Annotated in this window: 24 protein-coding genes and 2 pseudogenes; 11 read left to right on the top strand and 15 right to left on the bottom strand. The window is 63.5% G+C overall.

Annotated features, from left to right (window positions below; all coding sequences use genetic code 11):
* Window positions 1–13: 13 nt before the first annotated feature.
* A pseudogene (locus NKI32_RS16470) lies at window positions 14–427 on the bottom strand (DoxX family protein).
* 143 nt (window positions 428–570) lie between these two features.
* Window positions 571–1,044, bottom strand: coding sequence for an Lrp/AsnC family transcriptional regulator (locus NKI32_RS16465; RefSeq protein ID WP_023693744.1), 474 nt, complete (start codon window positions 1,042–1,044; stop codon window positions 571–573).
* Between the two features lie 113 nt (window positions 1,045–1,157).
* Between NKI32_RS16465 and NKI32_RS16460 the strand changes: the two genes are divergently transcribed.
* Window positions 1,158–1,715: an RBBP9/YdeN family alpha/beta hydrolase gene (locus NKI32_RS16460; RefSeq protein WP_353003003.1), complete on the top strand. Its 558-nt coding sequence runs from the start codon at window positions 1,158–1,160 to the stop codon at window positions 1,713–1,715.
* Window positions 1,716–1,798: 83 nt separating this feature from the next.
* Entirely contained in the window at window positions 1,799–2,164 is a 366-nt protein-coding gene (locus NKI32_RS16455) for a VOC family protein (protein WP_023753167.1), read from the top strand.
* 249 nt (window positions 2,165–2,413) lie between these two features.
* Here NKI32_RS16455 and NKI32_RS16450 read toward each other — a convergent pair.
* Window positions 2,414–2,576 (bottom strand): annotated as a pseudogene (locus tag NKI32_RS16450) (SDR family oxidoreductase); the annotation flags it as partial.
* 133 nt (window positions 2,577–2,709) lie between these two features.
* Here NKI32_RS16450 and NKI32_RS16445 point away from each other — a divergent pair.
* Window positions 2,710–2,886 carry a hypothetical protein gene (locus NKI32_RS16445; RefSeq protein WP_023693747.1) on the top strand — a complete coding sequence of 59 codons (177 nt, stop codon included), beginning with the start codon at window positions 2,710–2,712 and terminating at the stop codon, window positions 2,884–2,886.
* 113 nt (window positions 2,887–2,999) lie between these two features.
* Window positions 3,000–3,293, top strand: a complete 294-nt coding sequence (locus tag NKI32_RS16440) for a DUF982 domain-containing protein (protein WP_353003002.1) — start codon at window positions 3,000–3,002, stop codon at window positions 3,291–3,293.
* A gap of 49 nt (window positions 3,294–3,342) precedes the next feature.
* On the opposite strand, the gene NKI32_RS16435 is transcribed toward NKI32_RS16440, so the two are convergent.
* On the bottom strand, window positions 3,343–4,062 hold the full coding sequence (locus NKI32_RS16435) for a Crp/Fnr family transcriptional regulator (RefSeq protein ID WP_023671436.1): 720 nt from the start codon (window positions 4,060–4,062) through the stop codon (window positions 3,343–3,345).
* A 284-nt stretch (window positions 4,063–4,346) separates the two neighbouring features.
* Between NKI32_RS16435 and NKI32_RS16430 the strand changes: the two genes are divergently transcribed.
* A complete protein-coding gene (locus tag NKI32_RS16430; protein WP_023671435.1) occupies window positions 4,347–4,577 on the top strand; it encodes a DUF6894 family protein in 231 nt (76 codons plus the stop codon).
* Window positions 4,578–4,683: 106 nt separating this feature from the next.
* Window positions 4,684–5,184: a hypothetical protein gene (locus tag NKI32_RS16425; protein ID WP_023693749.1), complete on the top strand. Its 501-nt coding sequence runs from the start codon at window positions 4,684–4,686 to the stop codon at window positions 5,182–5,184.
* A gap of 37 nt (window positions 5,185–5,221) precedes the next feature.
* On the opposite strand, the gene NKI32_RS16420 is transcribed toward NKI32_RS16425, so the two are convergent.
* The 3 genes from NKI32_RS16420 to NKI32_RS16410 all read right to left on the bottom strand — a co-directional run bounded on the left by NKI32_RS16420 (window position 5,222) and on the right by NKI32_RS16410 (window position 8,579).
* The gene (locus NKI32_RS16420) at window positions 5,222–7,336 is read right to left on the bottom strand and encodes an EAL domain-containing protein (protein WP_353003001.1); all 2,115 of its coding nucleotides are present in this window, start codon (window positions 7,334–7,336) and stop codon (window positions 5,222–5,224) included.
* 145 nt (window positions 7,337–7,481) lie between these two features.
* The gene (locus NKI32_RS16415; protein WP_352625863.1) at window positions 7,482–8,039 is read right to left on the bottom strand and encodes an RNA polymerase sigma factor; all 558 of its coding nucleotides are present in this window, start codon (window positions 8,037–8,039) and stop codon (window positions 7,482–7,484) included.
* A gap of 150 nt (window positions 8,040–8,189) precedes the next feature.
* Complete coding sequence (locus tag NKI32_RS16410) at window positions 8,190–8,579, bottom strand: DUF427 domain-containing protein (RefSeq protein WP_023697761.1); 390 nt, start codon at window positions 8,577–8,579, stop codon at window positions 8,190–8,192.
* Window positions 8,580–9,411: 832 nt separating this feature from the next.
* Here NKI32_RS16410 and NKI32_RS16405 point away from each other — a divergent pair.
* Genes NKI32_RS16405 through NKI32_RS16390 form a run of 4 tightly spaced genes read left to right on the top strand, consistent with a single transcriptional unit; the run spans window position 9,412 to window position 14,012 of the window.
* Window positions 9,412–9,903: a Csu type fimbrial protein gene (locus NKI32_RS16405; protein WP_023685937.1), complete on the top strand. Its 492-nt coding sequence runs from the start codon at window positions 9,412–9,414 to the stop codon at window positions 9,901–9,903.
* Between the two features lie 26 nt (window positions 9,904–9,929).
* Window positions 9,930–10,652, top strand: a complete 723-nt coding sequence (locus NKI32_RS16400; RefSeq protein WP_023819045.1) for a fimbrial biogenesis chaperone — start codon at window positions 9,930–9,932, stop codon at window positions 10,650–10,652.
* A complete protein-coding gene (locus NKI32_RS16395; RefSeq protein ID WP_353003000.1) occupies window positions 10,624–13,044 on the top strand; it encodes a fimbria/pilus outer membrane usher protein in 2,421 nt (806 codons plus the stop codon). The genes NKI32_RS16400 and NKI32_RS16395 overlap by 29 nt, the downstream gene beginning before the upstream one ends.
* Window positions 13,045–13,058: 14 nt before the next feature.
* On the top strand, window positions 13,059–14,012 hold the full coding sequence (locus NKI32_RS16390; RefSeq protein WP_031246640.1) for a Csu type fimbrial protein: 954 nt from the start codon (window positions 13,059–13,061) through the stop codon (window positions 14,010–14,012).
* Here NKI32_RS16390 and NKI32_RS16385 read toward each other — a convergent pair.
* The 7 genes from NKI32_RS16385 to NKI32_RS16355 all read right to left on the bottom strand — a co-directional run bounded on the left by NKI32_RS16385 (window position 14,006) and on the right by NKI32_RS16355 (window position 20,845).
* Window positions 14,006–14,992, bottom strand: a complete 987-nt coding sequence (locus tag NKI32_RS16385) for a branched-chain amino acid ABC transporter permease (RefSeq protein ID WP_023747796.1) — start codon at window positions 14,990–14,992, stop codon at window positions 14,006–14,008. The genes NKI32_RS16390 and NKI32_RS16385 overlap by 7 nt on opposite strands.
* 1 nt (window position 14,993) lies before the next feature.
* Window positions 14,994–15,881 (bottom strand): branched-chain amino acid ABC transporter permease, encoded by an 888-nt coding sequence (locus NKI32_RS16380; protein ID WP_023671423.1) that lies wholly within the window; start codon window positions 15,879–15,881, stop codon window positions 14,994–14,996.
* 175 nt (window positions 15,882–16,056) lie between these two features.
* Window positions 16,057–16,761 carry an ABC transporter ATP-binding protein gene (locus tag NKI32_RS16375; RefSeq protein WP_023693758.1) on the bottom strand — a complete coding sequence of 235 codons (705 nt, stop codon included), beginning with the start codon at window positions 16,759–16,761 and terminating at the stop codon, window positions 16,057–16,059.
* Window positions 16,758–17,549 (bottom strand): ABC transporter ATP-binding protein, encoded by a 792-nt coding sequence (locus NKI32_RS16370; RefSeq protein ID WP_353002998.1) that lies wholly within the window; start codon window positions 17,547–17,549, stop codon window positions 16,758–16,760. Before NKI32_RS16370 ends, NKI32_RS16375 begins: the two co-directional genes overlap by 4 nt.
* A gap of 14 nt (window positions 17,550–17,563) precedes the next feature.
* On the bottom strand, window positions 17,564–18,772 hold the full coding sequence (locus tag NKI32_RS16365; RefSeq protein WP_023689847.1) for an ABC transporter substrate-binding protein: 1,209 nt from the start codon (window positions 18,770–18,772) through the stop codon (window positions 17,564–17,566).
* Between the two features lie 207 nt (window positions 18,773–18,979).
* Window positions 18,980–20,038 (bottom strand): GSU2403 family nucleotidyltransferase fold protein, encoded by a 1,059-nt coding sequence (locus NKI32_RS16360; RefSeq protein WP_353002997.1) that lies wholly within the window; start codon window positions 20,036–20,038, stop codon window positions 18,980–18,982.
* Between the two features lie 210 nt (window positions 20,039–20,248).
* Window positions 20,249–20,845 (bottom strand): YdeI/OmpD-associated family protein, encoded by a 597-nt coding sequence (locus tag NKI32_RS16355; RefSeq protein ID WP_023743926.1) that lies wholly within the window; start codon window positions 20,843–20,845, stop codon window positions 20,249–20,251.
* Window positions 20,846–21,016: 171 nt separating this feature from the next.
* Between NKI32_RS16355 and NKI32_RS16350 the strand changes: the two genes are divergently transcribed.
* A complete protein-coding gene (locus NKI32_RS16350; RefSeq protein ID WP_023715162.1) occupies window positions 21,017–21,631 on the top strand; it encodes a hypothetical protein in 615 nt (204 codons plus the stop codon).
* 190 nt (window positions 21,632–21,821) lie between these two features.
* Here the strand turns inward: NKI32_RS16350 and NKI32_RS16345 are convergent, their stop codons facing one another.
* Entirely contained in the window at window positions 21,822–22,733 is a 912-nt protein-coding gene (locus NKI32_RS16345; protein WP_023671416.1) for a S1C family serine protease, read from the bottom strand.
* Window positions 22,734–23,074 lie beyond the last annotated feature (341 nt).

Genomic DNA, 23,074 nt, shown 5'->3' with positions numbered 1-23,074 from the left:
CCGACGCGGGGCCTCACCCTCGGCCGAGTTTCGAGGCCAGCACGCTGCCCGGTCCATGCACGGCGGCGAACAACAAGCCGGCGGCGAACGGGAAATGGGATATGAAGGCGCCGACCTCGGCCTGGTTGCCGGTCCAGTGCGACGGACCGTGGAAGGCAAAGCCGAGGAAGACCACATAGACGGCGGCGACCAGGGCAGCCGGCGTGAAGAATGCTCCGGTCAGCAAGGCGATCACCAGCAGCGTTTCGAGGATCGCGGCGCATCAGGCCAGAAACAGCGGGAACGGGAAGCCGGCGGCGGCGATGTAGCCGGCGGTCAAGCCCATATCCATGAACTTGAGGCCGGCGCCCATCGCGAACAGGGCGGCCAGGGTCAGGCGGGCGATGAGAATGGCCGCGGTCTGCCATGGCGATTGAACGGCTTCCATGATGTCCTCCAAGGGTTGCAACGGGTTTCGCCCCAAGGACGGGCGCCACGCCGCCGATCCTACACCAGCCCGCGAAATTCTTTCGCGGCAAAGCCGAACCTCGCAAAGGAGGCGCTTGCAATCCTCTTGCCGCGAGTGGCCGCTCAGAGCTTCGCCATCAGCTCCCGCCCCAGCCGCTTCGGCGGCTCGGCCCGAAGCACCACATTGGTCGTCACCGCGCCGTAGCGGCCGATGGCGTCGACGATGCTTTCGAGGTCGGGCGGCGACGGGACGACGACCTTGACCAGAAAACAATCCTCGCCGGTCACCCGCAGCACCTCGACCACTTCCGGCATGGCCGCGAATTTCTTCAGGCAGGTCTGGATGTGCTCATGCGTGGTGCGCAGGCGGATCATGGCCATGGTGCCGAGACCGAGGGCGGTGGGATCGATCGCGGCCCGGTAGCCGGCGATGATGCCGCGCTCCTCCAGCCGCTTCACCCGCTCCGACGTCGCGGGCTGGGACAGGCCGACGCGGCGGCCGAGTTCGGAAATGCCGATGCGGCCATCCTCCTGCATGATCTCGATGATTGCCATGTCGGTGGGGTCGAGCCGTGGCCGGTAATCGCCGTTTGCCATGAACACCTTCAATCCATCGGAATTCTTGGTCGCTTTCCGATGATCTCTCATTCCGCGAACGAGGAGAAGCCCTAGGATTGGGCATCATCTGCGGCGAAGAAACAGGATTTTCCATGACCGACTTCATCATTCTGCCGGGCAGCGGCGGATCGGGCGAGGCCCACTGGCAGACACGCTGGCAGCAGGCCGACCCGGCGATGCGCCGCTTCAGCCCGGCAAGCTGGGAGCTGCCGGATTTCGACGACTGGGTGGCGGCGCTGGACGTCGCGGTGTTACAGGCAAAGACCCCGCCGGTGCTCGTCGCCCACAGTCTCAGCTGCCTGCTGGTCGCGCATTGGCAGGCGGTGTCGAGCCGTCGGATCGGCGGGGCGTTTCTGGTTGCGGTTCCCGACCCGGCCTCGCCGGTCTATCCCGCTTACGGAATTCCCTTCGCCGCTACGCCGCGCGGGCCGCTTCGCTTCCCCTCGCTGATCGTGGCCAGCACCGACGATCCCTATGATCCGAACGGCTATGCCCGTGAGAAAGCCACACAATGGGGCAGCGAACTGCACATCGCCGGGCCGCTTGGTCACATCAACAGCAATAGCGGGCTGGGCGACTGGCCAGCGGGAATGGAACTGCTGACGGCCTTCGTGAGAGAGAGACAGGCCGACCACGCAATCGCACCATAGACGCCCGAAGCGTGCGCCGCGGGCTTGCCCCAGCTTGTCCCGCCAGCTATCTCTCGGGAGGGCGTTTGTGAGGGAGCCTGCGAATGGTGTCCGTCCGATATCTGGTCCGCGATGTCGATCTGTCCATCGCGTTTTATACGAGCCATCTGGGCTTCGCGCTGAAGCAGCAATTCGGTCCGGCGATGGCCATCCTGACGCGCGGCGACCTCTCGCTCTGGCTCGCCGGTCCCTTGGCGTCGGCAGCCAGGCCGATGCCGGACGGCCGGACACCCGAGCCGGGCGGATGGAACCGCTTCGTGCTCGAGGTCGAGCAATTGCCGTCAATCGTGACTAAGATGGGCGAGGCCGGCGTGGGGTTCCGCAACCAGATCGTCGAAGGTCCGGGCGGGCGACAGATTCTTTGTGAAGACCCGTCCGGCAACGTGATCGAGCTGTTCGAGCCCAGCTAGACTTCGGCCGTCGCCTGGGATTCGGCGCCGGGCTTTGCCTGGCCTTCCCACTGCCGCTCCGCCTCTGCTTTGCGCTTCGGACAATCCTCGTAGTCATGCTCTCGCGAACCGCAATAGGAGCAGCATTTTGCCGGCGTGTCGGTTCGAAGCATTGTGGCCATGCACAAGAATGCACGAAAATTCATCCGGTTGCAGCAGCGTCTGCGACGTCGCTGCTGGGATGCGTGACCGCCAGCCTGGCGACGCCGCTCAATAGCCGCCGACGATCGGCAGACTCTCGCCGGTGATGTAGCTTGAACATTGCGGCCAGGAACACATAGGCGGGCGCGATCTCCTCCGGCTGGGCCGGGCGCTTCATCGGGGTTCTTGGCGCCGAATTGCGAGACATCGCCGCCTGCTTGTCGGACGGGTGACCAGCAAAGGTGGCGGCAGACATTGCGCGCGGCGCGTATTCGTCCGGCCTATATCAAAGTTAAATGCGGATGGTGGGGGTGAGGTGGTAGGTGATCGCCATGGGGGGACTCTCAACGCGCTCGAGGTGTCCCATGGACGTTCGAAATCTGATTGCCAAACTGTCTGCCGCGGTACTGCACCGCCGCGCCGCGTCTTCGCCGATACTGTACAGGCCGATCCGCAACTCGCTCGCCGACATCCCGTTGAAGCCGGCGCCGCGGCCGCCTTATCGTCCGCATCGGCCGATCTGGCCGGCAAGCAACATGTAGCTCGCCGGGCTGCAACCAGTTTGTGATTTCCTCGTTTATGGCGATCCCGTTTTCAAGGAGGCAAGTGATGAGATCGATCCGGGCGAGACGCGAATGGTTTGGATGGTGAGCGCATGAGCCGTTTTCTGCCCCTGACGATCAGATTCGTGGACGGAAGCGCGATGACGGTGTCGTCGATCGCCGACGCCAGGAGGGCGCTAGGCGGAACATGGAAGAACAAGAAGACGGCGGCCTACAAGGCGGCCGACAGGCTGGTGGACGACGCGTTGAACGGCATTTGCCGCCCGGACATCGCCTTTGCCGCTTTCCAGAATGCCGCCGCCCAACAGGGCTTGCTGAAGCCGGCCAAGCCAAGTGCCGCCCTTGCCATGCTCGACGAATTGGCGTCGCTGGATGGGCATCGTTGAAAGACCGGCTGACGGATTGCCTGCGATGTCATGGCGAACGCCGGATAGCCTATCTCGGCTCGCGGTTCATGCTGAGATAAGTCGGGTCGAACTCGGCGATTTCCACCAGCTGCTGCCAGTCCAGAATGGTCACCATGTAATTTGCCCAGCCGATCACACCGATCTTGCGCAGCGCGCCGATGACCCGGTTCATGTGGACCACCGAAAGCCCAAGCACATCGGCCAGTTCCGCCTGCGACAGAGGAAGCCGGAAACTCATGCCGTTGGTCTGCTTGACCACCTGCAGCCGGACGAACAGCTCGCACACAAGATGCGCCAAATGCGAAGTCTTGGACCGCCGGCCCATGGCCACGATCCATTCCCGGTGAATGGCGCCATCGACGAGCGTGTCCAGCCACAGCAAGCGGCTGAGATGAGGCGCCTGTTCGGTGATCGTCCTTAGCCGACTGTGGTCGGCGGCGATCACCCGGCATGGCGACAATGCGATGATGCCATGGTCCATTGTCTTGAGCAGAAAGGCGTGCAGATCGACAAAATCGCCGGGCACCTGCAACGAGGTGAACTGGCGGCCGCCATCCTCCAGCACTTTGTAGCGCGCCGCCAATCCCTCGATGATGAGCGTGCTGTAGCCTGGCCTCGACCCCTCGGAAACGATGTCCTGGCCAGTGGCAAAATCCATCTCGATGGTCATGGCGGCGGCCAGCAGCCCCTTTTCCTGCTCGGACAAAGCGTCATGCTGGCCAAGGTTGAGATAAAGCGGTTCTAGCATCGAGGATCCAGTTCGAGATTTCGTGGACATTCGTGGCCTAGCCAAACGCCGGAGATCGGGTGCGGTTGCAATCGGCCGGCACGGCGACGGCTCCTGGCAGGAAATCTGCTCAGGACACAGTCGCATGGAACCATGGGTGCGGGTTGGGATTTAATCCATGTCGCTCAAAAATGGCCCCGATTTTGAGACAACGACATGCATAAAAACACAGACCTGAAGCGCGTCGCCTGCGTCCTTTCAACCGCGATGCGCCTTAGCGTTCTCACGCAGGGATCCTTGCACACATGGAACGGTTCTACTTCGACTTGTACAACGCCGAGACCCAGATTGATGAAGAGGGGCAGCTTTTTCCCAGCCGGGAGCGTGCGGGAGCCGAAGCGCTGCGCATATTGCACGATGTGGCGCGCGACGAGATTCCGGAGGGCGACCACCGGCGGATCACCGTCAAGATGCTGAACGAGAACAGGGAGCAGATATTCGAAGCGTCGCTGACCATGGCGTCGCTGTGGAGTTGAACTCGTCGACCCTGTCGAGGACTGTATGGAACCTCTTGCCCTCCCCTCTGTTTCCTAAGGAGGGGCCAGCGGCAGAAGCTGCCCGGCTGATTGACTGGAGGCATCTATGTCCTTGCAAAAGCTTCATCCCGAGCAGGTCGACGACACACGCAGGCTTGCCTATTCGACCTTTGCCCCGGCGCTGATCGGTTCGCTCACCAAGCGTCTGGCGCGGTGTCAGGGCGTCAAGGAACTGGGCGCCCTGGAAAAGTCGCTCATCCGCCTGATCGAAGACTCTGATGTCGATGGGCCGCAAGCCGAGGCGATGAAAGAGTTCGCCATCGAGCTGGTGGTGTCGACGATATCGGAAGCCCGCGCTCACCCCGACACCAAGAGCGATGTCGAAGCCGTTGGCGAGCGCCGCGCCGAAGGCCGCTCCGAGAACCCGCAGACGCTCGAGGAGCAGTTGCAATCAGGGCTCGAAGACAGTTTTCCGGCCAGCGATCCGCCCGCCGTCGTCTCGACCGCCATTTCCGGCGCCTCGAAGGACCTTGTCGGTACAGATGAGGTGTTGCGCCGCAAGAAGGAGGCGGCGCAGCGAAAGCAGGAAAAGGCCGACGCCGGTTAGCCGGACAAGTCGCGCGAGCCCGAGGCGATGAGAAGTCTCAGCCGAAGCGCTTTTCCGGCGACTGTCCGCTGGCCGGTGACTGTTCGCCGGCCCGCGCGACGATCGCCTCGAGCGGCTCCGGCCGGTGAAGCAGAAAACCCTGGCCATAGGCCACGCCCATGCCGCGCAAAATGTCGAGCGCTTCCTGCTGTTCGATCTTTTCGGCCACCACCGCGCAGCCGAGACTTTTGGCGATGCCCGCTATGGCCGAGACGATCTCGCGGTCGAAACGGCTTTCCGCGATATTCTCGATGAACGAGCCGTCGATCTTGATCTGATCGACCGGAAAGCGCCGCAAATATTCGAACGAGCTCATGCCGGCGCCGAAATCGTCGAGGCTGACGCGGCATTGCCGCTCGCGCGCCTTGCGCACGAACTGCTCGGCGGCGTCGAAATTGGTGACGGCCGCGGTCTCGGTGATCTCGAAACCGATGCCGGAATGCGGCGCCCCGGTCTCGGCGATGACGGCGTCGACGAAATCCCATAGCAGCGGATCGCTCAGCGTCTGCGCCGACAGGTTGAAGCCGAGCAAGATGGCGCCTGACCGCATCGCCGCGCCATGCTGCGAAAGCGCTGTCTTGATGATCCAGCGGTCCAGCCGCGAGGCAATGCCGAAGCGCTCGGCGACCGGAATGAATTCGTTGGGTGGGATCAGCTTGCCATTGCGCCCGGCAAGCCGCGCCAGCACCTCGACATGGCGGCTCTCCTGCCAAGGCTGGCCCAGAAGATGGATCTCCTGGCCGAACAGTTTCAGCCGCCCGTCATCCATGGCGTCGACCGTGTCGGCGGCGACACGCGCCGCGTTGAGGCCGCCGGAGCCCGACGCCGCGTCGGCCGAAAACACCGCGAAGCGATTGCGCCCGGCCGCCTTGGCGGCATAGCAGGCGTCGTCGGCGCAGGCCAACGCATCGGCAACCGTGGTGGTGGTGTCCTCGACGAAGGCGATGCCGATGCTGGCCGCGAGCTTTCGCGAGGTCGCCGGCAGTCCGAGGTCGGCGTCACGGACCGCCGCAAGGATGGCGCCCGCCAGCGCCTCGGCTTTGGCCGATTGGCAATTGGGCACCAGCAGCGCGAACTCGTCGCCGCCGAGGCGCGCGGCGCGCGCCGTTGACGGCAGGCAACCCAATATGCCGGCGGCGACGCCCTTCAGCGCCAGGTCGCCGGCGGCGTGGCCGGCAAAGTCGTTGAGCGCCTTGAAGTAGTCGAGATCGACATAGAACACCGCCAGCGGCAGAAGCCGCTTCATGGCGATGTGTTCGGCCAGCAGCCGGTCGAAGGCGGCGCGGTTAAACAGGCCGGTCAGCGCATCGTGGTGCGCGGCGTAGGCGAGTTCCCGCTCGCGTTTCTTGTCCTCGGTGATGTCGCGCACGGTGCCGAGAATCTGGCCCGCCGTCTCGGGCGCCGCGATAAAGCGCACCAGCGATTCGACATGGCGGATTTCGCCGTCGCGCCTGACGATGCGGTATTGCGCGGCGACGACGCCGTCGGTCGAAAGCGGCGCCAGATGGGCGCGCTCTGCGGCATCCTTGTCGTCGAGATGCAGATAGGAATGCCAAAGGTCGGCAGCCACCTCGTCGGTGTCGGCGACCAGGCCGAATATCTCCCTGGTGCGGGCGTCCCAATAGCTCTTGTTGGCGTCGATGTCGTGATGCCAGATGCCGGTGCCACTGGCCGCCAGCGCCAGGCGAAAGCGCACATTGACCCGCTCGAGTTCGGCTTCCGCCTCTTTCTGCCGGCTGATGTCGGTCTGCACGCCCATCAGCCTGACCGGCTTGCCCGTCTCGTCACGCTCGACAATGCCGCCGCGGTCCAGCACCCAGATCCAGTGGCCGTCCTTGTGCTTGAGGCGCAGCTCGGTCTCGATCGAGGCGGTCAGGCCGGAAATGTGCCGCTCGCCGCTGGCCAGCGCCCGCTGGCGGTCGTCGGGATGCGTCAGCTTCAGCCAGAGGTCGTCGCTGTTGGCAAGCTCGCCATCCTCATAACCCAGCATGTGCGACCAGGTCGGCGAATAGAAACAGTCGCCGCTCACAATATCCCAGTCCCATACGCCGAGATGAGCGCGTTCGAGCGCAAGCGCCCAGAATTCGCCGTTGCGTATTTTCTCTTCAGCCATGTCCTGGTTTCGCTCACTCCGTCGCCGCCACTATGCACGCAAGCAGAGAAGAAACCGTTACCGGGTGCGCCGCGCCCACAGTGCGGACAAGGCCTGCAATCGGATCGTATCCTGCCGTGTTGCGCCATCAAGCGATCGGGATTCCTCATGCCATGGGCGCCCTGATTGGAGCCGCCCGGCCCGGCCCGGGTTCGACGATCCTTATCGCGCGGCGGCGCGCATTGTCCTCGAGCAGGCCGCGCAGTTCCTCACGTCCGCGGGCAATGCGCGACATCAGCGTGCCGGCCGGCACGCCGAGCATCTCGGCGGCCTCGGCGTAGGAAAAGCCCTCGATGGCGACCATGGTCAGCGCGGCACGGCGGTCGGGGCTGATCGCCTGCAGCGCGTCGATGATCTCGCGCGCAGCGACGTTCTCCAGCTGGTCGGCGGGAGAGGCCTGCACCTCGCCGGCCTCCAGCGGCAGCATCGAGGCCTCGCCACGCCGGTTCACCTTGCGCATCTGGTCAATGAACAGATGATGCATGATCGTGAACAGCCATTTTCGCGGGCTCTCTCCCGTCTGCCAGTTGTCCAGCCGCAGCAGCGCCCGCTCCAGGCAGTCCTGGACGAGATCGTCGGCGGAATCGCGGTCGCGCAGCAGCGAGCGCGCATAGCGGCGCAGGCGCGGGATTTCGTTGAGAATGGCTCTCTGCTTTTCGTCCATGACATTTTGTCTTTGTTTCGGCATGCCGTTGCCGCAAAACCGCTGCGCCCCCGGGTGAGGACAGCTTTGGCTGATCTGAAAAATTCCTCTGTTCATGCCTGTCGTCGGCTCCAAAAACGCTGGGCACTTTTGGGCGACAGGCGTGACGCGCTAGCGCGGCGTGGCGTCGATGGCGACCCGGTCGGGATAGAAGGCGCCGTGGGCGCGAATCTCGGCCATCTCGTCGAAGGGCTGCTCATAGGCCCACATCGCGTCGTTACCGGTTTCGCCCGCCGGCAGCACGTTCCAGTAGCTGGAGTCGCCCTTGTAGGGGCACAGCGTCGACCGCTCCGTCTTCCTGAGCTTGCGGAAGTCGATGTCCTCGAACGGGATGTAGAAGGAGAAGGGATGGGGCGGCTCGGTCACCATTTTGGCTTTTGCCGAGGAAGCGATGATGGTGCCGTTTGCAAACACGACGACACGCCCGTTGAAGGGCTCGACGGTGATCACCTTGCCCGGATTGCGCCTGAAGCCGGGTGACGGGTTCGCATGCTGATCCATGACTGCTCTCCTTGTCCGCTGGTGGTTCGATGCCGGTCGACGGCGTCAGCTCTCACTGGTCACTGATGGGCCGGCGACAGCGGTCACACGCGACAGCTTCTGGCGCTTTTCGAGCTGTGGCTTTTCATAGGTCTTCTTCATAGGTCTTCTTCATCGTTCTTCCTTTTCTGACGTCTGGCAGCCGGTCCGCGCGGCTGCCGGCCGTGGATCATGGCTCCAAGGGACAACAGGCGCATCTCCCGTCCGGCCGATGCGCCGCCGAAGGAAATCCGGGCCAGCGTGGCCAGAACGACTCGCATGTGTTTCGCCGCGACCCGACGGCGGTGGATTTATCTCAGCCGGGACGGCCATGCTTGGGCCGGGCGGAACACGGTTTTGGCGAATGCGGCCCTGTCAGCACGATCGCGAGGCTTGGACAGGCGCGAACAGCTACCGGCGCGGCTATGGCGATGGCTGCTTGGCGCCGGTGCACGCCGCAAAATATCGATAATAAACGACGACAGGTGAGACTCTACAAAATCAAGATGATTTGCCAGATATTTTCGCCTTTTCGGCACAAGAACTAAAATAAATTCTCGGCAGACGAACTTTCACTTCGGAAAAACGTCCATTTCATCTCTGTTAACCAAATATTAACCAAAATTACCCGATACATACCGAAGTTATTCGCTGTCGTAATCCGAATCTAAGTTGTAATAATCATTACACAGTTCGCTTCTGACATTACTGTATCGTTGATGTCTTGCGAAGCATGCAACGGAGGAGCTGTAGGAGTGAAATCCGGGTCAAGACTGTGTTGCGAGGAACGGTCTGCCCGACGGAGGAAACACGCATGAGATTGCTGAAATATGCGCTGCTGGCGGGAGCGTCGCTGCTTCCCATCCTGCCCGCGATCGCCGCGACCGCGACGGGCAGCATGAATGTCCGCATCACGATTACCGACGAATGCAAGGTGCAGACGGCGAGCGATCTCGATTTCGGCTCGCACGGTGTCATTGATGCGAATGTCGACCAGACCAGCACCATCAACGTGCAATGCACGACCGGCAAGTCCTACAATGTTGGTCTGAGCGCCGGAGCGGGCGCGGGCGCAACGGTTGCTGTTCGCAAGATGACCGGGCCGGCGTCGGCGACGATCGACTACACCATCTACAGGGAAAGCACCCGGACGCAGCTTTGGGGCACCACGATCCCCACCGACACGGTCGGCGGAACCGGCAACGGCGCCATTCAGCCGCTGACGGTCTACGGGCGTGTTCCACCGCAGACGACACCGGCGGCGGGCCTCTACACCGACACCGTTGCGATCACCATAACGTACTGACAATCGATACCAACACGAGGACGATCATGCGATCCATGCTTTCATGCATCGGAGCCACGGCTGTTCTGTTGCTGTGCGCCGGTCTCTCACAAGCCGCTTCGCTCAGGGTGGCCCCGACAGGTCTCGAGCTGATCTCGCCCGACGCCTCGGCGGTTCTCAACCTCAGCAACGATGACCCCAAGCGGCCGATCAATGTGCAGATACGCGTCTTCGCCTGGAGCCAGGCTGGCGGGATCGAGACGCTGACGCCGACTACGGACGTCGTCGCCAGCCCGCCATCGACCAAACTCGGACCCAATGCCCAATACGTGGTTCGCGTCGTGCGCGTCAGCAAGGCGCCGGTGCGGGCCGAGGAAAGCTACCGCGTCATCGTCGACGAGTTACCCGACCCGTCGCGCAAGAAGGCCGGTACGGTCGCGCTCGCGCTGCGCTATTCGGTCCCGGTGTTTTTCCGCGACGCCGATGCGGCCGCGCCGGCAGTCGCCTGGAGTGTTTCGCGCAAGGGCGGCAGTCTTGTGCTGACAGCCAGCAATACCGGTGAAAGTCGTCTCCGCTTGTCCAACCTATCCCTGACCCAGAACGGCAAAAAGCTCGGCAACCGAAACGGGCTCGTCGGCTATGTGCTGGGCGGCGCGACCATGCAGTGGCCGATCGGCAGCGGCAAATCACTGTCCGCGGGCTCCGTGCTTTTGAAGGCACAGAGCGATCTTGGACCCTTCGATGCCAACGTTGCCGTCAAGGGCAAGTAGCGTCGCTGTCATCGTCGCGGTTGCGACTTTCACACCTTGCTTGGCGGTGCGTTCGCAGGTATTTCCGGCCGTGACGAACCTCGAACAGCCGGCTTCCGTTTTGCCAGCGGGCCGCAGCCTCTATCTCGAGGTGTTCATCAACGACGTTTCGACCAAGCTGGTCGGCAATTTTATCGAGATGCCGGATGGTCGGCTGGCGGCGACGCCCCAAGAACTGAAGGAGGTCGGCCTGAAACCGCCGGAGGACATAGCCGACGCCGGCGGCCTGGTCAGGCTCGACCAGTTGGCCGACGTTTCGTTTCGGATCGATGAGGTAGCCCAGCGCCTCTACGTCACCGCCGCCAATGACAGCCGCGAGGCGCGCATGGTCGATCTCGGCTTGCGCTTGCAGGACCGGCCGGCGCCGCAATCGGGCTTGGGCGCGGTTCTCAACTATTCGCTGTTTGCCAGCTCCAACACATTGTTCGACAAGGACGTCGAGCTGTTCCAGGGCGTTTCCGGCGGCTTCGATGCGCGCGTGTTCAGCCCCTATGGAACGCTCAGCCAATCCTTCATCGCCGGCTATTCCGACGGAAGGCTGGATGGCTTCACGCGGCTCAACACGACATGGAGCTATTCCGACCCCGACCGGCTGATGACCTACCGCGCCGGCGACTTCATCTCCGGTGGATTGTCGTGGACGCGTCCGGTCTATCTCGGCGGCATCCAGGCGCAACGCAACTTCCACCTGCGATCGGACCTGGTGACGCTGCCCCTGCCCTCCTTCGGCGGCACGGCGGCGGTGCCGTCGACGCTCGAGGTCTATACGCAGAACGTGCGCACCTATTCCGGCGACATCCAGCCCGGACCGTTCCAGGTCACCAATTTGCCGGTGTTCACCGGCGCCGGACAGGCGCAGGTGGTGTTGCGCGACAGCCTCGGCCGCGAGACCACGGCCACCTTGCCGTTCTATGCCTCCAGCATGCTGCTGCGCCAGGGACTGCTCGACTTTTCCGTGGAGGCAGGGATGGCGCGGCGCAATTTCGGCATCTCCTCCGACGATTATGACGGCCGCGTCATGGGGGTCGCCACGGCGCGTTACGGCGTGACCGACCGGCTGACATTGGAAGCCCATGCCGAGGGCGGCGCGGATCTGATCAATGGCGGCATAGGCGCTGCCTTCCCGCTCGGGGCATATGGCGCGGCTTCGCTGGCAGTCGCCGGCAGCCATCATGACGGGCGCACCGGCTCGCTGGTCGATGCCAGGGTCGAGTTCGGTTATGATGGCTGGGCGGTCAATGCCCGCATGCAGCGGGCGTTCGGCGGCTATGATGACATCGCTTCGGTGACGGCACAGCCGGTCATACTCGATCCCGATGATTTCACCCGTTTCAGCGCCGGTGTGCCGCGGGCGGTCGACCAGGTGACGCTCAGCGTGCCGATGCCGATCGATTTCTCCAGCCTCAACTTCTCCTATACCCACCTCAAGGATGCCGAAGGCGAGACCAGCCAGATCGTCGGCCTCTCCTATAGTCAGGCGATCTTCAAGCGCAGCACGCTCTATGCCACGGCCTTCGCCGATCTCGACGACGGCGACAGTTATGGAATCTTTGCGGGGATTTCGATCCCGTTCAATGACGACGTCATGGCTTCGACGGGTGTCGAGCATGGGCCTGACGGCCTCAATGTCGTCGCCGACCTCGCCAAATCGGAGCGGGCCGAGGACGGCAGCATCGGCTGGCGGCTGCGCACCTCGGAGGGCGAGGTCCCCAATCGTTCGGCAGCGGTCAGCTACCGCGCGCCGTTTGCGCGTTTCGAGGCCGGCGCTCAGCAATTCGACAAGGACTTTCGCGTGACCGGCCAGATGGACGGCGCCATTGCGGTCGCAGGCGGCGGGGTGTTCGCCACCAACCGCATCGACGATGCCTTTGCCGTCGTCGATGTCGGCACGCCTGATGTCGAGGTGTTGCATCAGAACCGGCCCGTAGGCAGGACCGACAGCAAAGGCCGCATCCTGGTCACCGGGCTCAACTCCTATGAGCTGAACACGGTCTCCATCGACCCGAAAAACCTGCCGGTAGACGCGGATGTCCCGGCTACCAAGGAGACCGTCGTCCCAGCCGACCGCAACGGCGTCGTGCTGAAGTTCGGCGTGTCCGAGGCGGCACAGGCCGCGCTGGTGACCCTGGTCGACTCGAGCGGAACGCCGCTCGAAGCCGGACTGTCGGGACGCGTCGATGGCGGCACTGAAGACTTTGTCGTCGGCTATGACGGGCAGGCCTATATCAAGGGCCTCGGCAAGCAGAATTCCGTGCAGGTCGAGCGCGCGGACGGCGGTTCGTGCCGGGCAGAGTTTCCCTTCGAGGCGGTGCGTGGCCGGCAGGTGGTGATCGGGGACGTGGTGTGCCAATGAACATCCGACGCGAGGTGCTGCGCGCAACGTTCATCATTGTCCTTATGCTGCTGCCGTCGCTCGCCCGCGCGCAAAGCTGCAGTTACACCGTCACCAGTTTGAATTTCGGCCTCATCGACACGCTGTCGGGCACCGCGGCGACATCGACAGCCACCTTCACCGCGACTTGCAGCGGCAGTTTGCCATTGCTGCTGCCGGTCCTGGTGTGTCCGCATATTGCCGCCGGCACCGGCGGTGCAACCTCGGCGGCGGCCCGGCAGATGGCGAGCGGCGTCAACAGCCTCAACTATCAACTCTATTCGGACCCCGCAATGACCGTTGTCTGGGGCACCCATAACTGGGCCTATGCCTCGCGCCCGCCACCGCTGCTGCTGAGCCCCAATCTCTTCGGCAACTCAACCGACACCCTGACGCTCTATGGGCGGGTTCCCGGCGGCCAGGCGACCGTCCCGCCGGGCACCTATGTGTCGACATTTTCGGGCGGGCAACTCGAGTTCCGCTCCCGGACAACCCTGTTGAGCAGCAGCTGCGACACCGGCGCGGGCAACTTGGGCACCAGTCCGACCTTCACCATCAACGCCACGGTCGCGGCAAACTGCCTGGTCGCCACCCAGAACATCGATTTCGGCCCCAAGGGGGTGCTCGACGCCAATGTCGACGCCACCGGCCAGGTTACGGTCACCTGCACCCCGTCTACCGCGTACACGGTTTCCCTCAATGGCGGCACGACAGGGGGCACGCCGACCACCCGCAAAATGTCGAAGGGCGCCGAGAGGGTCACCTACGGCCTCTACAAGGATCTGGCGCGCTCGCAGCCCTGGGGTGACGCCGGAACGCCGGGAAGCACGGTGGCCGGCACCGGAACCGGTACGGCCCAGGCGCTCACCGTCTATGGCCGCGTGCCGCCGCAGACGACGCCCTCGGCCGGCGTCTACACCGACACGGTGGTGGTGACCATCACCTATTGATCGCGGCCCGCCTCGCCGTTGGCCGGCGCCAGCCAGCGCGCGTAAATCTCGCCGACGATGCCGCGGCGAAAGACCAGCACGCAGATCATGAAGATCAGGCCGGTGGCGATGGTCACCGGGAAGCCGGAGGTGGCGAGCGTGTTTTCCAGCCCGACGACGAGGCCGGCGCCGACGACAGGACCGACCATGGTGCCGATGCCGCCGAGCAGCGTCATCAGGATCACCTCGCCCGACATCTGCCAGGTGACGTCGGTCAGCGTCGCGAACTGGAAGACGATCGCCTTGGTGGCGCCGGCAAGCCCGGCAAGGGCTGCCGACATGACGAAGGCGGCGAGCTTGTAGCGGCCGACCGAATAGCCCAGCGAGATGGCACGGTTCTCGTTCTCGCGGATCGAACGCAGGATCATGCCGAAGGGCGAGTTGACGATGCGCCAGACGGCGAAGACGCCGATGAGGAATACGGCAAGCACGACGAAATACATGTTGAGCGTGACGTTGAGATCGACGATGCCGAACAGATGCCCGCGCGGCACGCCCTGTATGCCGTCCTCGCCTTCGGTGAACGGCGCCTGGACGCAGAAGAAATAAAACATCTGCGCCAGCGCCAGCGTGATCATCGAGAAATAGATGCCTTGCCGGCGGATGGCGAGGAAGCCCATGACCAGGCCGAGCACGGCCGCGCCGGCGGTGCCGAGCAGGATGCCGGCCTCGGGCGGCCAGCCCCATGCCTTGACGGCGTAGGCGCAGAAATAGGCGGCGGCGCCGTAGAAGGTGGCGTGGCCGAACGACAGCAGCCCGGTGTAGCCGAGCAGCAGGTTGAAGGCGCAGGCAAACAGCGCGAAGCACAGCATCTTCATCAGGAAGATCGGATAGACGAAGAAGGGCGCGGCTATCAGCGCCAGTATGGCCAATGCCAGCAATACCCGCTCCAGCCGCACGGAGGCGGCGGTGCGCTGTTGGTGAAGGGTTGCCTCGCTCATCTCAGGCGTCCCTTCCGAACAGGCCGGCGGGGCGCAGGAGCAGCACGACCGCCATGATGACGAAGACGACGAGGTTCGACGCCTCGGGATAGAACACCTTGGTCAGGCCCTCGGCGAGGCCAAGCATATAGCCGGTGACGATGGCCCCGAGGATCGAACCCATGCCGCCGACCACGACGACGGCAAAGACGACGATGATGATATCGGAGCCCATCAGCGGACTGACCTGGTAGACGGGCGCGGCGAGAATACCGGCAAGGCCGGCGAGCGCCGCGCCGAGCCCATAGGTGAGCGTCAGCAGCAGCGGCACGTTGACGCCGAAGGCCTGCACCAGCTCGGGATTTTCGGTCGCGGCGCGCAGATAGGAGCCGAGCCTGGTCTTTTCGATCAGGAGCCAGGTGCCGATGCAGATAATGAGCGAGGCCACCACCACCCAGCCGCGATAGTTGGGCAGGAACATGAAGCCGAGATTGGTGCCGCCGGCAAGCTGCGCCGGAACGGCATAAGGGTTGCCCGACACGCCGTAGTAGAAACGGAACACGCCTTCGATGACCAGCGCCAGTCCGAAGGTGAACAGCAGCCCGTAGAGCGGATCCAGGCGGTAGAGCCGCGACAGCGCCACGCGCTCGACCGCCATGCCGAAGACGCCAACGATGAGCGGAACCAGGAGCAGCGCCGGCCAGTAGCCGATGCCGAGATGGACGAGCAGCAGGTAACCGATGAAGGCGCCGAGCATATAGAGTGCGCCATGGGCGAAATTGATGATCCGCAGCAGGCCGAAGATGACGGCCAGGCCGAGGCTCAGCATGGCGTAGAAGGAGCCGTTGATCAGCCCGACCAGCATCTGGCCGAGCAAGGCCTGGACGGGGATGCCGAAGATCATGGTCATGGCGTCACCGAGGGTGTTGCAAGCGGGATGCGTCTGTGCGGCACGTACCCCCACCCGGACCTTCGGTCCGACCTCCCTACAAGGGGAAGGTAGGGCGGTGGCCCTCCACCCTCCCCCTTGTGGGGAGGGTCGCTGCGCAGCAGCGGGGTGGGGGTACTGCCGTGGGCTGTCGTCATCATACCCCCAACACCTCGTGCAGCTGTTGCGTGTGAGCGGCAAGCTCGCTTACGGCAAAACCCTCCACCACCTTGCCATGCTCCATCAGATAGAAGCGGTCGGCGATGCGCGCGGCGAAGCGGAAATTCTGCTCGACGAGCAGGATGGTCATGCCGCGCTTTTTCAAGGTCGCCAGCAGTTCGCCGATGCGCTGGACGATGACCGGCGCCAGGCCTTCGGTTGGCTCGTCGAGCAGCAGCATCTGCACGCCCGTCCGCAGGATGCGGGCGATGGCCAGCATCTGCTGTTCGCCGCCGGAGAGTTTGGTGCCGGGGCTGTTGCGGCGCTCCTTGAGGTTGGGAAAGAGATCGAAGATTTCCTCGACGCTCATGCCGCCCTTGGCCACCACCGGCGGCAGGATCAGGTTTTCGTCGACGGTGAGCGTGGCGAAGATGCCGCGTTCCTCCGGCACGAAGCCGATGCCGCGATGGGCAACACGATGCAGCGGCAGGCGCATCAGGTCGCTGCCGTCGAAGGCGACGCTGCCGCTGCGCTTGCGGACCAGCCCCATGATGGCGCGCAGCGTTGTGGTCTTGCCGACACCGTTGCGGCCGAGCAGCGTCACCGTCTCACCGCGAAAAACGTCGAGGTTGACGCCATGCAGCGCATGGCCCTCGCCATACCAGGCGTGGAGATCGCGCACGGCAAGCATCGGCTCACTCATGCTCGGTCCCCCTGCTCGGTCCCCATGTAAGCGATCCTGACGCGCTCGTCCTTGCTCACCGTTGCGTAATCGCCGGCGGCGAGCACCTGGCCGCGCTGCATGACGGTGATCCAGTCGCAAAGGTCGGCGACGACGGTGAGATTGTGCTCGACCATCAGCACGGCGCGGTCCGTTGCCAGCGAGCGGATGACGCCGGAAATGACGCCGACATCCTCGTGCCCCATGCCGGCCATCGGCTCGTCGAGCAGCAGCACTTTCGGGTCGAGCGCCAGCGTGGTGGCGATCTCGAGCACGCGCTTTCGGCCATAGGAGAGATCGCCGGCCGGACGATGCGCGACATCGTCGAGACCGACGACGGCAAGCAGTTCGCGCGCCCGTGGCGTCAGTTTATCGAGCGCCGACAGCGAGCGCCAGAACTGGAAGCCGAGCCCGCTCGGCCGCTGCAGTGCGACGCGGACATTGTCCAGGACGCTCAGATGCGGAAAGATCGCCGAAATCTGGAACGAGCGGACGAGGCCCATGCGCGCTACCCTGGCCGGCGCCGTGCGGGTGATGTCGTTGCCCAAAAGTTCGATCCTGCCGCTGCTCGGCTGCAGGAACTTGGTCAACAGGTTGAAGATCGTCGTCTTGCCGGCGCCGTTCGGCCCGATCAGGGCATGGATCTGGCCGTGATGGACGTCGAGGTCGACATTGTTGACGGCGACGAAACCGGCAAAATCGCGCCGCAGGCCGCGGGCGGAGAGCACCACCCGCGGCTTGATTTCGGCACCGTCCGGCTGGACGGCCACGGCTTGCGCCAGCGTCACTTGGTGACGAGCGGGCAGCCGCTGTCTTCAGCCTTGATGAAGGCCTTGTCGCCCGGAATGGTCGCAAGGTAGGTGTAGTAGTCCCAGTCCTTCTTCGACTCCTCGGGCTTCTTGACCTGATAGAGATACATGTCGTGCACCATCGAGCCGTCGGCCTGTACCTTGCCGTTGGCGTTGATAATGTCGTCGACGGGCATTTCATGGAGTTGCTTGGCGACCGCCTCGGTTTCGTCGGTGCCGGCCTTGTCGATGGCCTTGAGATATTGCAGCACCGCCGAATAGGTGCCGGCCTGGATCATGTTGGGCATGCGGTTGGTGCGCTTGAAGAAGCGCCCGGCGAAGTCGCGGCTCTTGTCGTCGCGGTCCCAGTAAAACCCTTCGGTGAGCACCACGCCCTGCGCCGCCTGCAGGCCGAGGCCGTGCACCTCGGCAAGCGTGAACAGAAGGGCTGCCAGCCGCTGGCCGCCGGCGACGATGCCGAACTCGGCCGCCTGCTTGATGGTATTGGAGGTGTCGAGGCCGGCATTGGCAAGGCCGATAACCTTGGCGCCGGAGGACTGCGCCTGCAGCAGGAAGGAGGAATAATCCGTCGATCCCAAGGGGTAACGCACCTCGCCCAGCACTTTGCCGCCGCTTGCCTCAACAACCTTTGAGGTCTGCTCCTTCAGCGAATAGCCGAAGGCATAGTCGACGGTGATGAAATACCAGCTGTCGCCGCCCTGCTGCACAAGCGCGCCGCCGGTGCCGACCGCCTGCGAGTGGGTATCGTAAGCCCAGTGGAAACCGTAGGGCGAGCATTGCTTGCCGGTCAGGTCGGCCGATGCCGCTCCGGTAACGATGTCGATCTTCTTCTTTTCCTTGGACAACCCCTGGACGGCGAGCGCCACCGAGGATGTCGTCAGTTCCATGATCGCGTCGACCTGCTCGGTGTCGTACCACTGGCGCGCAATGTTGGAGGCAATGTCGGGCTTGTTCTGGTGATCGGCGTTGACGATCTCGATCGGCGCGCCCTGCACCTTGCCGCCAAAATCCTCGACCGCCATCCTGGCGGCCTCGACCGACCATTTGCCGCCGAAATCGGCATAGACGCCCGACTGGTCGTTGAGGATGCCGATCTTGACCTTGCCGTCGGAAATTTCGCCGGCCGCCGCCGGCATCGCAGTCGCCGCAAGCAGCGCGGCTGAGACGAGATAGGATGCTTTCACAGGTGGTTCCTCCCTTGTGGCCGACGCTGGAAAACGCGGCGGCCTTGCAATGGTTCAACAGTTCCGTCCGGTTCTCGCTGAATCCGGGCCAGCGCCCGCCACTTCTCCTCTTGGCAACCCCTCCGCCCTGGGTGCGCCGGGAACCGTAGCATCACATTTCGCGAGGCGAGAATGCTATTTTCGTAGCATGGCGTGCTACCGCGGCCGCTACCAGTCGGGCTCAATTGGAGAGTCTTCGGAAAAGCCGCTCGGGCCAGGCACAGAGAGCGTTGCGGCCGCAGCGTCCAGCAGTGCCCCCGGAAGCCCTTTGAGATGCTCGCTGTCCAGCGGAAGCGCAAGATAGCCCGTGGCAATGCGTGCAGCCGCTTCCGCCTGTTCACGATCTCTCATTGCCTTGACCGCAGACCGATCAGGCAGCGTGGCCAGCCAAGCCTTGTGCAGAGCGAACATTCGAGGGTCGACCGTCGGCATGCTTACGGGATAGCCACGCTCATCGATCGCCACAGCCTCCACCTTTGGAGCGTTGATGAGCCATTGCAGCCCCTCCATGGGTGCGCTGTCGAGATCGTCGGCAAGCTGTGTAATCGAGGTAGTGGCGTTGTCCTTGAGGACATGTCTTGCCTGCGGACGGATCAGGTCGACCAGATAGCCATCACGGTTCGCTGCCCTGAAGGCCCGGGGCTGGAGCGGCTTGAAGGACCTGTCCACTTTACGCAACACGCCTATCAGGCCGGACTGGCTTACCCTCTCGCCGGTCACGAAGCTGATGCGGCGTCGGGAATCGAAGAGCAGGTCGATGTCGCCGGTTGCCATGAGACCGCTGGTGATCTGGACGCCCGCCAGAGCCTCGTAAGCGAACAGCGCATTCGTGCCGACGACCAGCAACTGCTTGCCCAGCAGGTCTGTTTCGGCGCACCGCCGCAATATCCGTGCGGCGATGGCCGGTACCCTGCCCAACCCCATTGCCACATTGACTTTCGCCAGGCCGTTCAGGCGATCGGCCAGACCTGCCAGCAGATCCTTGTTCTGCACCCTGCCCTCGGAAAACGCAGCGAACGCCTTCTCCGTCTGGCTGCTTTTCGGCCCGAGTGAATTCTCGACCTGCCGGACCTTCCGCAGCAGGTATTCAGCACCGCTGCGCTCAACCCAGCGCATGCTGCCTGCAAAGCGCCTTTGGCGCTGGTCATCAGCATGCTGCCAGGCCTCGTAGACCTGTTGCGAATCTATGAGTTGGCGCCGCTGCTCGCCGGTCAACTCTCTCAGCATCGTTTTCCACTCTTAAGCCAGGATCACGCTAACATAGTGGAAAACTCTTATTAAACAATACGTTGTTATGGTTTTTCACTATCGCAGCTATCACCCGCGCGACGAGTGGAAAATACCGTGAAAACAATACGTTATGTCCGATAAAGGGAGGCCAGAACCTCACACGCGGGTTTTTAGCTGCGCGCGCCATGGCAGCCGCTTGCCGTCGCCTCACCGCTTCTGCGGATAGATCGGCTCGCCGCGCTTCAGCATCTCGACAAAAGCCTCGATCTTCTTCCTGCGCCCCGCCTCCGTCTTCATGTTGTGCGTTCGAAACGCCAGCGCGAACCGGTTCTGGGCGGAAAGCTTTGCCAGCATCTCCTTCGCCTTCGGCTCGGCGTCGATGGCGGCCTGCAGATCGTCAGGGATCTTCATGTCCTTGCCTGAGGCATAGGCGCGGTCCCAGCGGCCGTCGGCCTTGGCCGCCTCGACCTGTTTCAGCCCGTGTTCGGTCATGCGGCCCTCCTCGACCAGGCGGGCGACATTGTCGATGTTGATCTTGCTCCAGATGCTCTTCTTGCCGCGCGGCGTGTAGCGCTGCAGAAAGCTCTTGTCGTCGAGCGGCTTGCGTATGGCGTCGATCCAGCCGAAGCACAGCGCCACGTCGATGGCCTGCTTCGGCGTGATCGAGGCGAGGCCCGAGCCGACCTTGTGGACCTTGATCCAGACCTCGCTCTCGCCGGCATGATTTTCGCGCAGCCAGGCGTAAAAACTGTCGGGATCGGGGAATTCATGAACCTTGTCGGGATCGACCTTGAACGGCGCCATCATCACCTCGTTGTTGCCGGGCCGGCTGTATCGGCTGTCGATGCCAGTTTCCGTCAGCGGCGTCGATACCCCCTAGCCTATTGCGAGCCGGCTTGCGCCCAAGCCGGCGCTCATGGCAGTTTCCCGGCTGGTCGAGCCGGGCAAGGCAGACTGCAATTCGGGGGAAATGCCATGCGATCGATGTTACTCGGCCTCATCCTTCTGCTGCCGGCCTCGGCGCTCGCCGAACCCATCGAAACCCAGAAGATCATCACCGCGCTGACCGGCGACTTCAATGGGGACGGCGCCGCCGATCTGGCGATGATCGTCGAGACCGAGCCCGAAGACGATACCATGGACATGCATTTCTTCCTGAGGGACAAAAAGTACAATTTTCTGAAACCCGCCGGCGTCGTGCATGAGCAGGTCTACGGCGAATGGAACGACTACGACCAGCCGCATTATGAGGGCTCCGGCATCGAACCGGAGTTGACCTTGCTGCCCAACGGCTCGATCAAGATCTATCTGCCGGGGCTGATCGGCCCCGGCGAGCGGACCGACATGACGCTGACCATCGCCTGGCGCAACGAGGCCTTCGTCGTCGCCGGCGTTGCCTATGACCATTACAAATACCAGTCCGTTGTCGTCTACAGCAGCTGCGACTACGACGTGCTGACCGGCAAGGGCAAAAGTATGCAGACGCAGGATGATGACAGCAAGGTGAACAGTATCGTGTCTGTCGAAGGCCAGGTCGTGCCCTTCGCGGAGTGGGACACGGGGACGCCTTTTAGGGTATGCGGGGATTGAGGGGGCAGCCAATCTCCCCCCTCGTGGGGGAGATGGCCGGCAGGGGGGCCGCTGTCCCGCCAACGCACCGGCCAGTGTCAGCCACGTTTATCCCGCGATTCTTGTCAGAAAATATAGATTGAGAGGTCGCGATCCTTCGCGCCCCCCTCTGCCCTGCCGGGCATCTCCCCCACTTGGGGGGAGATTGGCTTCACTGCAGATGCGGTTTCTTCAAAAAGCTGTTTCGGTCGGCGGATTTCACTCGCAGCCAAGTCTCACGACCGTCACGCACGACCCTGAGAGGAATCTCCGAACCCGCCGGATTCTGCCATAGCTTGCGGTAGAAATCGGCGAGACCGTCGACCTCGCCATCGCGCACGTCGGAGATGATGTCGCCCTGGCGCAGGCCGGCCTTGGCGGCGGGGCCGCCTTCGGCGACGCTCATCACCACGACCGCACCGTTCGACTCGGCCGAGAAGGCGCCGAGCCATGGGCGCGGCGGCTTCGCCACCTGGCCGCGCGTCAGGAGATCGTCGAGGATCGGGGTCAGAAGGTTGATCGGCACGACCATGTTGATGTCGGCGACCTCGCCGTTGCGGCTCATCTGCAAAAGCAGCGAACCGATGCCGAGCAGGCTGCCATCCTGGCCGATGAGCGCCGCGCCGCCCCAGGACGGATGCGCCGGGGCAATGAAGATCGCCTCGTCGAGCAGATATTCCCAATAGCCGGCGAATTCCTGCTTGGTGACGATGTGTGCCTTGACCGAGCGGCCGGTGCCGTCGGCAAACACCACGGGGTCGCCGATCTTCGCCTTCGAGGCGTCACCCAGCGCCACCGCCGGCAGGCCGAGCGGCGCCAGCGCCTGCACTAGGCCGAAGCCTGTCTCCTGGTCATAGGCCAGCGCATGCGCCGGCACGACGCGGCCGTCCTGGTCGGTCAGCCAGACCTCCTCGGCCTCGGTGATGAGATAGCCGATGGTGAGCACCAGCCCGTCGCCGCGGATGACGACGCCGCTGCCTTCCCGGCGCGTGCCCAGGGCATTGGCCGTGAAGGCATCGTCGGGAACCATGGCGCGCACGCCAACGACGGAGCGCAAGAGCGGGGAAACGGGATCGATCGGCATGCGGTCATCCTGGCAGATATGCGTGGGCAGTATCCTCTATAGGTATGCCGCGCTGCACAGGGCGCAAGGGCTTAGGCAACAAGGCAATCATTTCAGAGGCTGGCGCTGCCCCTCATCCGCCTGCCGGCACCTTCTCCCTGTATAGTGACGGGAGAAGCGACATGGCCGCAACATCGGCGCTCTTGGCAACGCTGGCAATTGGCGAAATCAGTAGGCGACAGCGTCCTTCTCCCCGTCACTATACGGGGAGAAGAAGCCGGTGTCCGAACCGGATAGATAGGTAACAGAATGGACCGATAGCATGGGTGACAGTTTTCTTGTCCGCCGGAGGACCGGCGATG

Source organism: Mesorhizobium sp. M0761, assembly GCF_040320205.1.
Lineage (GTDB): Bacteria > Pseudomonadota > Alphaproteobacteria > Rhizobiales > Rhizobiaceae > Mesorhizobium.
The sequence above is the reverse complement of the archived record's forward strand: the minus strand, read 5'-3'. Positions and strand labels throughout refer to the sequence as shown.